Here is a 13638-nt window from a genome sequence, read left to right as displayed (position 1 = left end):
TTGGTACGTGATTCGGGCGGATGCGCAGCGTGGCAGGAAAGGAGGGGTCCTCGTCATTGCGGACATGCGGTCGCTCTCGAAGAATTGATGGCATGGCGCAGCGAACCGTTCTCTTCGTCCTCTTCGACGGCGTACAGAGTCTCGACGTGACCGGCCCGCTGGAGGTCTTCGCGGGAGCCGAGAAGCACCGCGCGGGCACCTATCGCATCCGCACGGCCTCCCTGGACGGCGCCCCCGTCCGCACGTCCAGCCACCTGACCGTCGTACCGGACGAGTCCCTCACCGACGTCTCCGAGCCGCACACACTCCTCGTCCCGGGCGGTGAGGGCACGCGCGGTCCCCAGCCCGCGCTGACCGACTGGCTGCGCGAGCACGGACCCCGCGCCGAGCGCCTGGTGTCCGTCTGCACCGGCGCGATCCTGCTCGCCGCGGCCGGTCTGCTGGACGGCCGCCGCGCCACGACCCACTGGGCGTACTGCGACAAGCTCGCCCGTGACCACCCGGCCGTGGAGGTGGACCCGGACCCCATCTACGTACGGGACGGACGCGTCGCCACCTCCGCGGGTGTCACCTCCGGCATCGACCTCGCGCTGGCCCTGGTCGAGGAGGACCTGGGCCGGGACGTGGCCCTCGGAATCGCCCGCCACCTGGTGGTCTTCCTGCGCCGGCCCGGAAACCAGGCCCAGTTCAGCGCCCAGCTCGCCGCCCAGACCGCCCAGCGCGAGCCCCTCCGGGAGGTCCAGCGCTGGATCACCGAGCACCCCGACGCCGACCTGACCGTCGAGACGCTCGCCGCCCGCGCCAGCCTCTCCGCGCGCCATTTCGCCCGCGCCTTCCAGTCCGAGACCGGCATGACCCCCGGCCGCTATGTGGACCGGGTCCGGCTCGAACACGCCCGGCGCCTCCTGGAGGACACGAGCGACGGCATCGAGGAGATCTCCCGGGCCAGTGGCTACGGCACGCCCGAGGCCATGCGGCGCGCCTTCGTCAAGACGCTCGGGGCGGCCCCGATCGAGTACCGCCGCCGGTTCCGCCCGGTGCCCGCCGGCTGACTCCCTTGAGTTTCCTTCCGATGAGTTTCCTTCCGAAAGGACGAACCATGCAGATCGCGATGGTCCTGTACGACCGCTTCACCGCCCTCGACATCGTCGGACCGTACGAGGCGTTGAGCCGCCTCCCGGACGTCCGGGTCGACTTCGTCGCCGAGTCCGCGGGACCGGTGCGTGCCGACACGGGGTTCCTCGCCCTCACCGCCGACAAGGCCCTGGCCGACGTACCGCACCCCGATGTCGTCGTCGTACCGGGCGGACCCGGGACGTTCGCCGAGGTCGAGAACGAGGCCCTCCTGGAGTGGCTCAGGACCGCCGACGCCACCAGCACCTGGACGACCTCCGTCTGCAGTGGCTCGCTGCTCCTCGGCGCCGCGGGCCTCCTGGAGGGCCGCCGCGCCACCTCGCACTGGCTCACCCTGGACTTCCTGCCGCAGTACGGTGCCGAACCCACGGGCGAGCGGGTCGTACCGGACGGCAAGTACATCACCGCGGCCGGTGTCTCCTCCGGCATCGACATGGGCCTGACCCTGATCGGGAAGATCGCCGGCGACGAACACGCCCAGGCCGTCCAGCTGCTCACCGAGTACGACCCGCAGCCGCCCTACGACGCCGGCTCGCCGCAGAAGGCGCCCGCGCACCTCGTCGAGGAGTTCCGTACGAACAGCCGCTTCAGCCTGGTGTAGGCACGTTCCAGGTGAAGCGCGGCTGCCTGCGCTCCAGGAACGCGGCGACGCCCTCCGCGGTGTCGCCGCTTCCGCGCGCCTGCTCCGCCCAGTGATCGTCGCGGTCGGTGCGCCCGTCCGCGAACTCCTTCGCCGCGGCCTGCGTCAGCTGCGAGCGGGAGGCGAGGATCCGGGTGAACTCCGCCACCCGCTTGCCGAGTTCGCCCTCGGGCAGCACCTCGTCCACCAGGCCCGCACGCAGGGCCCGCTCCGTGCCGATCAACTCGCCCGAGAACAGCAGGTACTTGGTGGCGGCCGGGCCCACCAGCGCTGCCAACCGGCGCGTGGAGGACGCCGGATACACGATCCCGAGCTTCGCCGGTGTCACCCCGAACAGCGACCCCTCCTCGGCGAACCGCAGATCGCACGCCGCCGCCAGCTGCGACCCGCCGCCCACGCAGTGCCCCCGGACCGCCGCCAGCGTCGGCTTCGGAAAGGCCGCCAGCGCCTCCTCGGCGGCCACCGCCAGCCCCTGAGCCTCCTGCGGCGAGCCCTGGAGCGTGGAGATGTCGGCGCCCGCACAGAACGTCCCGCCCTCACCGGTGAGCACCAGCGCCCGTACGCCCGGATCGGCGGCCAGGGTGCCGAGCAGCGGCGGCAGCGCCCGCCACATCGCGGCCGTCATGGCGTTGCGCTTGGCCGGATGGTGGATGACGACGGTGGCCACCGAGTCGGTGACGCAGTGCAGCAGCTGGGGCTCCATGCGGCGGATGCTATCCGCCCCCGCCGAACGGCGATCAGGAAGGGTCGTTCGGCCGACTCACGGCCCAGGGACGAGCGGAACGAGCCGGACGTCGGGGGCGCCAAACCCGTACAACCCGAATAGTTCGTGAAGTCGGCACAAGCGGCGCCGGAGTGGTCCCACAACTGACCGTGTCATACGCCAACGATCAGAAACGCTCGATACCTGCTGACTTCTGTTCAGTACTACGGCCCGGACCTGTGCGTTACCAACACTCGACGTGTGGTGACAATCGAGCGCGAGGGTGGCGACCGGACGATGGAGAACCACGGGCGCGGGTCCGGCCCACGCCCAGCAGGCGGCGCGGACGAGCCCCTCGTCCAGCGGCCGCTGAATCCACTGCCGTACGAGGGCGTCTGGCGGTTCACCGCCCCGGCTGTCGACGCCTCGGTCCCGCAGGCTCGGCACGCCGTTCGGGACCTGCTGTACCGCCAGGGCGTGCCGGTCCCCGACGATCTGGTCCAGGGGGTGCTGCTGATCGTGTCGGAGCTGGTCACGAACGCCGTCCGGCACGCGGCGCTGCTGTCGCCGACGCTCGCCGTGGAGGTCGCCGTCGGTGCCGAGTGGCTGCGGGTGTCCGTGGAGGACAACCACCCCTACCGCCCGACCGCCCTGGAGGCCGACCACGGCCAGACCGGCGGCCGAGGCCTGCTCCTGGTGCGCGAGGTGACCCGGGAGGCCGGCGGCGTGTGCGACGTCGAGCACACGGCGAGCGGCGGCAAGGTGATCTGGGCCGCCGTGCCGCTCAAACCCGCGCGCGTGCCCTAGGCCCCGTCGGACCCGCGTCGGCCCTCGTCACCAACCGGCCGACGGGCCCGTCAGCTCCTTGACCGCGGGGCGGGCCGCGTCGAGCACGGTCATGAACCAGGACGAGAAGGTGTCCTTCGCGTGGCGCTCGGCCAGCTCGGCCGGCGTCACGAAGGCCGTCTCGCCGACCTCCTCCGGGTCCGGCCGCAGCGGCGACTGCACGAGTCCGACGAAGAGGTGGTTGTACTCCTGCTCCACCAGGCCCGAGTCCGGGTCCGGGTGGTTGTAGCGGACCGTGCCCGCCTCGGCGAGCAGCGACGGGGAGACGCCGAGTTCCTCGTGGGTGCGCCGCGCCGCGGCGGCGAAGGGCGCCTCGCCGGGGTAGGGGTGGCCGCAGCAGGTGTTGGACCAGACGCCGGGGGAGTGGTACTTGCCGAGTGCCCGCTGCTGCAGCAGCAGCCGGCCCTGCTCGTCGAAGAGGAACACGGAGAAGGCGCGGTGCAACTGCCCGGGAGGCTGATGGGCGGCGAGCTTCTCGGCGGTGCCGATCGTCACACCGTTCTCGTCGACCAGTTCCAGCAAAATCGCGTCTGCGGCGCCGTTCGACGGACTGTGCGTCGCGGTGGCAGGTGTGATCGGCATACCCATCCTTCACTTCGGTCTTGCGCCCCAAGTGTGCCGTACGAATCCGGCACTCCCGGCAGTTGATCGTGCCCGGCGCGGCGGGCACGGAACCGCCGCCGGGGGCGCTGTGAGCATGAGGACGCGGCCTACCACCGGATCGCTGCATTCCGTCCGTACTGACGTCTTGTCGGACCGTACGGTTGTTTCAGTGACAGAGCCGGGCCTCGTGCTCCGCGTGCCCGATGGGCTCCAGCTGGAAGGTGCAGTGCTCCACGTCGAAGTGGTCGCCGAGGCAGCCCTGGAGCTCGTGCAGCATCTTCTCGTGGCCGATCGCGTTCAGTACGTCCGAGCGCACCACCACATGCGCCGACAGCACCGGCATGCCGGACGTGATCGTCCAGGCGTGCAGATCGTGGATGTCCTCGACGCCGTCCAGGGCGAGTATGTGGGCCCGCACCTCCGCCATGTCGACGTCCTTGGGGGCCGACTCCAGCAGGACGTCGAGGGTCTCGCGCAGCAGCTTCAAGGTGCGCGGCACGATCATCAGGCCGATGACGAGCGAGGCGATCGGGTCGGCGGCCTGCCAGCCGGTGGTGAGGATCACGGCCGCGGAGATCAGCACCGCGAGTGAGCCCAGCGCGTCCGCGGCCACTTCGAGGAACGCGCCGCGCACGTTCAGGCTCTCCTTCTGGCCCTTCATCAGCAGCGTGAGCGAGATCATGTTCGCGACCAGGCCGATCGCGCCGAACACGATCATCAGGCCGCCGTTGGTGTCCGCCGGCGTCAGGAACCGTTCGATCGCCTCGTACAGGACGTAGCCGCCGACGCCCAGCAGGAGCAGACAATTGGCCAGGGCCGCGAGGATCTCCGCGCGGGCGAGACCGAAGGTGCGTTTCTCGCTCGGCGGGCGGTTCGCGAAGTGGATGGCGAGCAGGGCCATGGCCAGACCCACCGCGTCCGTCGCCATGTGGGCCGCGTCCGCGATCAGGGCGAGCGAGTCGGCGGCCACACCGCCGACGATCTGGACCACCATGACGCCGAGGGTGATCGACAGCGCGACGCGCAGTCGTCCGCGGTACGCGGCCGCCGCCGTGCCGGTCGTCGGCGCGTGCGTATGCGCGTGCCCGTGATCGTGCCCAGCCCCCATGAGAAAGCCGCCCTTCTGTGGTCCGTCGAGGATCGGAATGTCCGATCGGATTCCGTCCGGGATCACAGTGAACTACGGGTGGGGGGTATCCGGCAACGCGGCACTGAACACCGTTGTCATGTGCCCTGACCTGCGGAAACGATCCGCAGGTCAGGGCACTGCGTGATCATCCGGCTGCTCGGCCGCCGTGGTGCAGCAGCCACCCCTGCCACGCCGACTCGACCATCTCGGGTACCCCGCGCCGAGCCGTCCAGCCGAGCTCCTCGGCGGCCAGCGCGGCCGACGCGACCGCGCGCGGGGCGTCCCCGGGGCGCCGGGCCTCGACGACGGCGGGGCGTGCGTCGCCGGTGACTTCTCCGATCACGGTGATCAGCTCGCGCACGGAGACGCCCTCGCCACGACCGATGTTGACCGTCAGATCGCCGCCCGCGTCCGCTTCGGTGAGCCGCCGGGCCGCCGCCAGGTGCGCCTCGGCGAGGTCGGCGACATGGATGTAGTCGCGGACGCAGGTGCCGTCCGGCGTCGGATAGTCGTCGCCGAAGATCCGCGGGGCCTCGTCCCGGGTGAGCCGGTCGAAGACCATGGGGACGATGTTGAAGACACCCGTGTCGGCCAGCTCCGGCGACGCGGCGCCCGCGACGTTGAAGTAGCGCAGGCACACCGTCGAGATACCGTGCGCCCGGCCCGCCGCCCGCACCAGCCACTCCCCGGTGAGCTTGGTCTCGCCGTACGGGTTCACCGGAGCGCACGGAGTGCCCTCCGTGATGAGGTCCACGTCCGGGTTGCCGTACACCGCCGCGGACGACGAGAACAGGAACCGCTTGATCCCCGCCTCGGCGACCGCCTCCAGGAGCGTGGCGAGGCCGCCCACGTTCTCCCTGTAGTAGCGGGTCGGCTGTGCCACGGACTCGCCGACCTGCTTGCGCGCCGCGAGATGCACCACACCGGTTACCGCATGCTCCGCGAACACCCGCTTCAGCAGGTCACCGTCCAGCGACGAGCCCTCGACGAGCGGGACGTCCGCGGGGAGCCGTGCGGGATACCCGGCCGAGAGGTCGTCCAGTGCGAGGACCCGCTCCCCGGCGTCGGTCATGGCCCGCGCCACATGTGCTCCGATGTAGCCGGCTCCGCCTGTGATCAGCCATGTCATGGTCGCCCACCCTATGACGGGCCCCGGCGGGGCATGCAATGTCCCCGATGCCCCGGTCTGCGGGCGCGAGTTTGTGGGCGGACCCCGCGATCCCCGATGATGATCGCGGCAAAGCTCAGGGCAAACCACGTTGATCGCTCCGCCAAACGGCCGGTGAACGTTGGCTTCTATTAATCCGATAGCCTCTGCCGACACGCCGCCCGGCCGTCACCTGCGGGGGCGCCGCCACCATGTACATGACCGGCGCGAATGCCGGTATTCAGGGAGTGAGTTCGCTTGTCGACCGCCATCCTCACCGGTCAGCCGGTGCCCGGATCGTCGCTCGAGGGCGATCTGCGGTCCCTCGGCTACGACGTGCGGGTCGCCGCCGACACCGCGGACGCCGAGACCCTGCTCGCCCAGGTGCCCGGCGACCAGCGGGTCGCCGTGGTCGACGCCCGCTTCGTCGGCCACCTGCACGCGCTGCGCCTCGGCCTGACCGACCCCCGCTTCCCGCTCGCCGCGATCCCGGGCGCCGTGACGGCCCAGTCGGCCGGACGCCAGGCGCTGACCCGGGCGATGGCTCGCGAGAACTCCGCGGGCGGCGGTACGGCAGTCGCCGTCGACAGCCTCGCCGACCGCATCGTCACCGCCCTCGACCACGACGGCACCGACGTGCACCGCCCTGAGCTCGGCAGCCTGGTCGCCGCCGTCCCGGCCGACCCGCAGGCCCGCAACGAGGCCCGGCAGGCCGTCGCCGCCGTCGACGACGAGGCCGTACGCCTGAAGTCGGCCGTGAAGTCCCGCGACGGCTTCTTCACCACCTTCTGCATCAGCCCGTACTCCCGCTACATCGCCCGCTGGTGCGCCCGCCGGGGCCTGACCCCCAACCAGGTCACCACCGCCTCCCTCATCACCGCGCTCATCGCGGCGGGCTGCGCGGCCACCGGCACCCGGGGCGGGTTCGTCGCGGCCGGCGTCCTGCTGATCGCGTCCTTCGTCCTCGACTGCACCGACGGCCAGCTCGCCCGCTACTCCCTGCAGTACTCCACGCTCGGCGCCTGGCTCGACGCAACCTTCGACCGGGCCAAGGAGTACGCCTACTACGCCGGCCTCGCGCTGGGAGCCGCCCGCGGCGGTGACGACGTATGGGCCCTGGCCCTCGGCGCGATGATCCTGCAGACCTGCCGGCACGTCGTCGACTTCTCCTTCAACGAGGCCAACCACGACGCCACCGCGAACACCAGCCCCACCGCCGCCCTCTCCGACAAACTCGACAGCGTCGGCTGGACGGTGTGGGTGCGCCGGATGATCGTCCTGCCGATCGGCGAGCGCTGGGCGATGATCGCCGTGCTCACGGCCGTCACAACGCCCCGGATCACCTTCTACGTCCTGCTCGTCGGCTGTGCCTTCGCGGCGACGTACACCACGGCGGGGCGGGTGCTGCGGTCGCTGACGCGGAAGGCGCGTCGCACCGACCGGGCCGCGCAGGCGCTGGCCGACCTCGCGGACTCGGGGCCGCTCGCGCAGAGCCTTGCCGGGGTCTTCAAGAACGCCGCGAGCCGGCTGCCCGGCATCGCCGCCCCCGCCGTGGCCCTCCTCGGCGGTCTCGTCCTCCTCGGCCTGGCCGCGCAGCCCGGCTTCGGCGGGCCCTCGGCGGTCGTCGGCGCCGTCGTCTACGCGGTCACCTCGGCCCTGGCCGTCGCCCGCCCCCTCAAGGGCGCCCTCGACTGGCTGGTCCCGCCCTTCTTCCGGGCCGCCGAGTACGGCGTCGTTCTGCTGCTCGCAGCCAAAGCCGAGGTAAACGGAGCCCTTCCTGCGGCTTTCGGCCTGGTGGCCGCTGTCGCCTACCATCACTACGACACGGTGTACCGCATCCGCGGCAACGCCGGAGCGCCCCCGGCCTGGCTGGTGCGCGCCATCGGGGGGCACGAAGGACGGACGCTGCTCGTCACCGTCCTCGCCGCGGTGCTCTCCGCCTCGCAGTTCAGTGTCGCGCTCACGGTGCTCGCCGTGGCCGTGGCCCTCGTGGTGCTCGTCGAGAGCATCCGCTTCTGGGTGTCCTCCGGGGCACCCGCCGTTCACGATGAAGGAGAACCCGCATGATCGGCCTCGTGCTGGCGGCCGGCGCCGGACGGCGTCTGCGCCCCTACACCGACAGCCTTCCCAAGGCTCTGGTGCCGGTGGGGCCCGCGGGCATAGAGGGCGAACCCACGGTTCTCGACCTGACTCTCGGCAACTTCGCCGAGATCGGTCTGACCGAGGTCGCGGTCATCGTCGGCTACCGCAAGGAGGCCGTGTACGCGCGCAAGGAAGCCCTTGAGCAGAAGTACGGTCTGAAGCTCACCCTCATCGACAACGACAAGGCTGAGGAGTGGAACAACGCCTACTCCCTGTGGTGCGGTCGTGACGCCCTCAAGGACGGCGTGATCCTCGCCAACGGCGACACCGTGCACCCGGTCTCCGTCGAGAAGACGCTGCTTGCCGCCCGTGGCGACGGCAAGAAGATCATCCTCGCGCTGGACACGGTGAAGAGCCTGGCCGACGAGGAGATGAAGGTCGTCGTCGACCCCGCGAAGGGCATGACGAAGATCACCAAGCTGATGGACCCCGCCGAGGCGACCGGTGAGTACATCGGCGTGACCCTCATCGAGGGCGACGCCGCCCCCGAGCTGGCCGACGCCCTCAAGGCGGTGTGGGAGACGGACCCGCAGCAGTTCTACGAGCACGGCTACCAGGAGCTCGTGAACCGCGGCTTCCGCATCGACGTGGCGCCGATCGGCGACGTCAAGTGGGTGGAGATCGACAACCACGACGATCTCGCCCGCGGACGGGAGATCGCGTGCCTGTACTGACCCGGCTGATTCCCTCGCCGGTGGTCGTGGACATCCGCCCGGGTGCCCTCGACGACCTGGCCTGTGTGCTCGCCGACGAACGCATCTCGCACTCCGGCAAGCTGGCCATCGCGGTCAGCAACGGCTCCGGCGCCCGGCTCAAGGAGCGGCTCGCTCCCGCGCTGCCCGGCGCCACCTGGTACGAGGTCGGCGGCGGCACCCTCGACGACGCGGTCCAGCTGGCCGGTGCCATAAGGGCCGGCCACTACGACGCGGTCGTCGGGCTCGGCGGCGGCAAGATCATCGACTGCGCCAAGTTCGCCGCGGCGCGCGTCGGCCTGCCCCTGGTCGCCGTACCGACGAACCTGGCGCACGACGGTCTGTGCTCGCCGGTCGCCACCCTCGACAACGACGCCGGGCGCGGCTCCTACGGTGTGCCGAACCCGATCGCGGTCGTCATCGACCTGGACGTCATCCGTGACGCCCCGGTGCGCTTCGTGCGGGCCGGGATCGGTGACGCCATCTCCAACATCTCCGCGATCGCGGACTGGGAGCTGGCGAACCGCGTCAAGGGCGAGAAGATCGACGGCCTCGCGGCGGCGATCGCCCGGCAGGCGGGCGAGGCGGTGCTGCGCCACCCCGGCGGCATCGGGGACACCGACTTCCTCCAGGTGCTGGCCGAGGCGCTGGTGCTCAGCGGTATCGCCATGTCGGTGTCGGGCGACTCCCGCCCGTCCTCCGGCGCGTGCCACGAGATCAACCACGCCTTCGACCTGCTGTACCCGAAGCGTGCCGCCGCCCACGGCGAGCAGTGCGGACTGGGCGCGGCCTTCGCGATGTACCTGCGCGGAGCCCACGAGGAGTCGGCCTACATGGCCGAGGTGCTGCGTCGGCACGGGCTGCCGGTACTGCCGGAGGAGATCGGCTTCACGGACGACGAATTCGTCCGCGTCGTGGAGTTCGCTCCGCAGACCAGGCCCGGCCGCTACACGATCCTCGAACACCTCGACCTGACAACCGACCAGATCAAGGACATCTACGCCGACTATGTCAAGGCCATCGGTAGCTGAACTCCGCCCCGTCGTTCACCCCGCGGGGGTGAAGGACAGGCGCAGCGGTGAGCACTGGATGGGACGCCTCTACATGCGCGAGGTGTCCCTGCGGGTCGACCGCTACCTGGTGAACACCAGGGTCACGCCCAACCAGCTCACATACCTGATGACCGTATGCGGCGTCCTCGCGGCCCCGGCACTTCTCGTGCCGGGGATCCCGGGGGCCGTGCTCGGCGTGGTCATGGTCCAGCTCTACCTGCTGCTGGACTGCGTCGACGGCGAGATCGCGCGCTGGAAGAAGCAGTACTCCCTGGGCGGCGTCTACCTCGACCGCGTCGGCGCCTACCTCACCGACGCGGCGGTGCTCGTCGGCTTCGGCCTGCGCGCGGCCGACCTGTGGGGCAGCGGCCGTATCGACTGGCTGTGGGCCTTCCTCGGCACCCTGGCCGCCCTCGGCGCCATCCTGATCAAGGCCGAGACCGACCTCGTCGGCGTCGCCCGGCACCAGACCGGCAAGCCGCCGGTCCAGGAGGCCGCGTCCGAGATGCGCTCCTCCGGCATGGCGCTGGCCCGCAAGGCCGCCGGTGCCCTCAAGTTCCACCGTCTGATCCTCGGCATCGAGGCGTCCCTGCTGATCCTGGTCCTGGCGATCGTCGACCAGATCCGCGGCGACCTGTTCTTCTCCCGGCTCGGCGTCGCGGTGCTGGCCGGCATCGCGCTGCTGCAGACCGTGCTGCACCTCGTGTCCATCCTCGCGTCGAGCAGGCTGAAGTGAGCGCGCCCATGAAGGTCGGCGCGGTGATCATCACGATGGGCAACCGCCCCGACGAACTGCGCGCCCTGCTCGACTCGGTCGCCAAGCAGGACGGCGACCGGGTCGAGGTCGTCGTCGTCGGCAACGGCTCCCCGGTCCCGGACGTCCCCGAGGGCGTCCGGACGATCGAGCTGCCCGAGAACCTCGGCATCCCCGGCGGCCGCAACGTCGGCATCGAGGCCTTCGGCCCCGGCGGTCGTGATGTCGACATATTGCTGTTCCTCGACGACGACGGCCTTCTCGCCCACCACGACACCGCCGAGCTCTGCCGCGAGGCCTTCGCCGCCGACGCGCAGCTCGGCATCATCAGCTTCCGCATCGCCGACCCGGACAACGGCGTCACTCAGCGCCGCCACGTCCCCCGGTTGCGCGCCTCCGACCCGATGCGCTCCTCCCGGGTCACCACGTTCCTCGGCGGCGCCAACGCCGTCCGTACCCAGGTCTTCGCCGAAGTCGGCGGGCTGCCGGACGAATTTTTCTACGCCCACGAGGAAACCGACCTGGCATGGCGGGCCCTCGACGCGGGCTGGATGATCGACTACCGGTCCGACATGGTGCTGTACCACCCGACGACCGCGCCCTCGCGGCACGCGGTCTACCACCGCATGGTCGCCCGCAACCGCGTCTGGCTCGCCCGCCGCAACCTCCCCGCCCCCCTTGTCCCGGTCTATCTGGGCGTCTGGATGCTGCTGACCCTCGCCCGCCGCCCCTCCCGCCCCGCCCTGCGGGCATGGTTCGGCGGATTCCGGGAAGGCTGGACCACTTCATGCGGTCCCCGCAGGCCCATGAAGTGGCGTACGGTGTGGCGGCTGACCCGACTGGGCCGACCTCCCGTCATCTGACAAGCTCGACCCTGAGAGCAGCCACCGGACCGTACCCCGGCCCCAGGTTCATGCCATGCCCGCACAGGCTGCGCATCTCGAAGACGAAAGTTTCAACTGGTGAGTGAGACAACGCACGACGGCTCAGTCGCGGTGAGCGCGCCTCCGTCGCCCGACGAGGGACTCACGGCGGCCGAGCTGGCCGCCAAGTACGGGCTGTCCGTGAGCGGCGCCCGCCCCACGCTGATCGAGTACGTCCGCCAGCTCTGGGACCGGCGTCACTTCATCCTCGCGTTCTCGCGGGCGAAGCTGACCGCCCAGTACAGCCAGGCGAAGCTCGGCCAGCTCTGGCAGGTGGCCACCCCGCTGCTGAACGCGGCCGTGTACTTCTTCATCTTCGGCCTGATCCTCCAGGCCGACCGCGGCATGTCCCGCGAGGTGTACATCCCGTTCCTGGTCACGGGCGTCTTCGTCTTCACCTTCACCCAGAGCTCGGTGATGGCGGGTGTACGCGCGATCTCCGGCAACCTCGGCCTGGTCCGCGCCCTGCACTTCCCCCGCGCCTCACTGCCGATCTCGTTCGCGCTCCAGCAGCTCCAGCAGCTGCTGTTCTCGATGATCGTGCTGTTCGCCGTGGCCCTGGCCTTCGGCAGCTACCCGGCGATGTCCTGGCTGCTGATCGTGCCGGTGCTCGTCCTGCAGTTCCTCTTCAACACCGGCCTCGCGATGATCATGGCCCGGGCCGGCTCCAAGACGCCGGACCTGGCGCAGCTCATGCCGTTCGTGATGCGTACGTGGATGTACGCGTCCGGCGTGATGTTCTCCATCCCGATCATGCTCAAGGGCAAGCCGGAGTGGATCGCGACCGTCCTGCAGTGGAACCCGGCCGCCGTCTACATGGACCTGATGCGCTTCGCGCTCATCGACGGCTACGGCTCCTCGAACCTGCCCGACCACGTCTGGGCGGTCGCACTCGGCTGGTCGGTGCTGGTGGCCGTCGGCGGCTTCGTGTACTTCTGGAAGGCGGAGGAGAGGTACGGCCGTGGCTGAGCAGAGGACGGATTCCCACATCCCCACCGTCATCGCGGACGAGTTGCACATCGTCTACCGCGTCAACGGTGCCAAGACCGGCAAGGGCAGCGCCACCGCCGCGCTCAGCCGCATCCTCAAGCGTGGCGAGGAGCGGGGCGTGCGCAAGGTGCACGCGGTCCGCGGCGTCTCCTTCGTCGCCTACCGCGGCGAGGCCATCGGCCTGATCGGCTCCAACGGCTCCGGCAAGTCCACCCTGCTGCGCGCCATCGCCGGCCTGCTCCCGCCCGAGAAGGGCAAGGTCTACACCGACGGCCAGCCCTCGCTGCTGGGCGTGAACGCGGCGCTGATGAACGACCTCACCGGCGAGCGCAACGTCATATTGGGCGGGCTCGCCATGGGCATGACCCGCGAGCAGATCAAGGAGCGCTACCAGGAGATCGTCGACTTCTCGGGCATCAACGAGAAGGGCGACTTCATCACCCTGCCGATGCGCACCTACTCCTCCGGCATGGCGGCCCGGTTGCGCTTCTCCATCGCCGCCGCCAAGGACCACGACGTCCTCATGATCGACGAGGCGCTGGCCACCGGCGACCGCAAGTTCCAGAAGCGCTCCGAGGAGCGCATCCGTGAGCTGCGCAAGGAAGCCGGCACCGTGTTTCTCGTCAGTCACAACAACAAGTCGATCCGCGACACCTGCAACCGCGTCCTGTGGCTGGAACGTGGCGAGCTCCGGATGGACGGACCGACGGACGAGGTCCTCAAGGAGTACGAGAAGTTCACGGGCAAGTAGTCCACCCGGACATGGGCCGAGCGGCCCAGCACGCTTCCCCGGGCCCCGCCGGAACTGCCCCGGCGGGGCCCCGCGTCTGCAAAGGAAACGTCAACTTCGCCTGGTCCTGGGAAGCTTGACGCCAATCGGTGT

At 70.4% G+C, this 13638-nt stretch carries 14 protein-coding genes; 10 read left to right on the top strand and 4 right to left on the bottom strand.

The window, feature by feature from the left end; translation table 11 throughout:
• Positions 1–92: 92 nt before the first annotated feature.
• The gene (locus OHT51_RS06485; protein ID WP_328877924.1) at positions 93–1052 is read left to right on the top strand and encodes a GlxA family transcriptional regulator; all 960 of its coding nucleotides are present in this window, start codon (positions 93–95) and stop codon (positions 1050–1052) included.
• 47 nt (positions 1053–1099) lie between these two features.
• Entirely contained in the window at positions 1100–1735 is a 636-nt protein-coding gene (locus OHT51_RS06480; RefSeq protein WP_328877923.1) for a DJ-1/PfpI family protein, read from the top strand.
• On the opposite strand, the gene OHT51_RS06475 is transcribed toward OHT51_RS06480, so the two are convergent.
• Complete coding sequence (locus tag OHT51_RS06475) at positions 1722–2477, bottom strand: enoyl-CoA hydratase/isomerase family protein (RefSeq protein WP_328877922.1); 756 nt, start codon at positions 2475–2477, stop codon at positions 1722–1724. The two genes, OHT51_RS06480 and OHT51_RS06475, sit on opposite strands and share 14 nt — an antisense overlap.
• 297 nt (positions 2478–2774) lie before the next feature.
• Between OHT51_RS06475 and OHT51_RS06470 the strand changes: the two genes are divergently transcribed.
• Positions 2775–3284: an ATP-binding protein gene (locus OHT51_RS06470; protein ID WP_328884256.1), complete on the top strand. Its 510-nt coding sequence runs from the start codon at positions 2775–2777 to the stop codon at positions 3282–3284.
• 27 nt (positions 3285–3311) lie between these two features.
• Here OHT51_RS06470 and idi read toward each other — a convergent pair whose 3' ends face one another.
• The 3 genes from idi to galE form a co-directional block, all read right to left on the bottom strand.
• Positions 3312–3905 carry an isopentenyl-diphosphate Delta-isomerase gene (gene idi / locus OHT51_RS06465; protein WP_328877921.1) on the bottom strand — a complete coding sequence of 198 codons (594 nt, stop codon included), beginning with the start codon at positions 3903–3905 and terminating at the stop codon, positions 3312–3314.
• A gap of 187 nt (positions 3906–4092) precedes the next feature.
• Positions 4093–5034, bottom strand: a complete 942-nt coding sequence (locus tag OHT51_RS06460; RefSeq protein WP_328877920.1) for a cation diffusion facilitator family transporter — start codon at positions 5032–5034, stop codon at positions 4093–4095.
• A 166-nt stretch (positions 5035–5200) separates the two neighbouring features.
• Positions 5201–6184 carry a UDP-glucose 4-epimerase GalE gene (galE, locus tag OHT51_RS06455; protein WP_328877919.1) on the bottom strand — a complete coding sequence of 328 codons (984 nt, stop codon included), beginning with the start codon at positions 6182–6184 and terminating at the stop codon, positions 5201–5203.
• 276 nt (positions 6185–6460) lie between these two features.
• Here galE and OHT51_RS06450 point away from each other — a divergent pair, with 276 nt between their 5' ends.
• The 7 genes from OHT51_RS06450 (at position 6461) to OHT51_RS06420 (ending at position 13506) form a co-directional block, all read left to right on the top strand.
• Positions 6461–8269 (top strand): DUF5941 domain-containing protein, encoded by a 1809-nt coding sequence (locus OHT51_RS06450; RefSeq protein WP_328877918.1) that lies wholly within the window; start codon positions 6461–6463, stop codon positions 8267–8269.
• Entirely contained in the window at positions 8266–9018 is a 753-nt protein-coding gene (locus tag OHT51_RS06445) for a phosphocholine cytidylyltransferase family protein (protein WP_328877917.1), read from the top strand. The genes OHT51_RS06450 and OHT51_RS06445 overlap by 4 nt, the downstream gene beginning before the upstream one ends.
• A complete protein-coding gene (locus OHT51_RS06440) occupies positions 9006–10067 on the top strand; it encodes an iron-containing alcohol dehydrogenase family protein (RefSeq protein WP_328877916.1) in 1062 nt (353 codons plus the stop codon). Before OHT51_RS06445 ends, OHT51_RS06440 begins: the two co-directional genes overlap by 13 nt.
• A complete protein-coding gene (locus tag OHT51_RS06435) occupies positions 10045–10824 on the top strand; it encodes a CDP-alcohol phosphatidyltransferase family protein (RefSeq protein ID WP_328877915.1) in 780 nt (259 codons plus the stop codon). Before OHT51_RS06440 ends, OHT51_RS06435 begins: the two co-directional genes overlap by 23 nt.
• Before the next feature lie 8 nt (positions 10825–10832).
• On the top strand, positions 10833–11705 hold the full coding sequence (locus OHT51_RS06430) for a glycosyltransferase family 2 protein (protein ID WP_384183652.1): 873 nt from the start codon (positions 10833–10835) through the stop codon (positions 11703–11705).
• Positions 11706–11804: 99 nt separating this feature from the next.
• The gene (locus OHT51_RS06425; protein WP_328877913.1) at positions 11805–12734 is read left to right on the top strand and encodes an ABC transporter permease; all 930 of its coding nucleotides are present in this window, start codon (positions 11805–11807) and stop codon (positions 12732–12734) included.
• On the top strand, positions 12727–13506 hold the full coding sequence (locus OHT51_RS06420; RefSeq protein WP_328877912.1) for an ABC transporter ATP-binding protein: 780 nt from the start codon (positions 12727–12729) through the stop codon (positions 13504–13506). The genes OHT51_RS06425 and OHT51_RS06420 overlap by 8 nt, the downstream gene beginning before the upstream one ends.
• Positions 13507–13638 lie beyond the last annotated feature (132 nt).

The sequence above is a fragment of the Streptomyces sp. NBC_00299 genome (assembly GCF_036173045.1).
Taxonomy (GTDB): domain Bacteria; phylum Actinomycetota; class Actinomycetes; order Streptomycetales; family Streptomycetaceae; genus Streptomyces; species Streptomyces machairae.
Note: the sequence above shows the minus strand (reverse complement) of the source record. Positions and strands in the feature narration are given on the sequence as shown.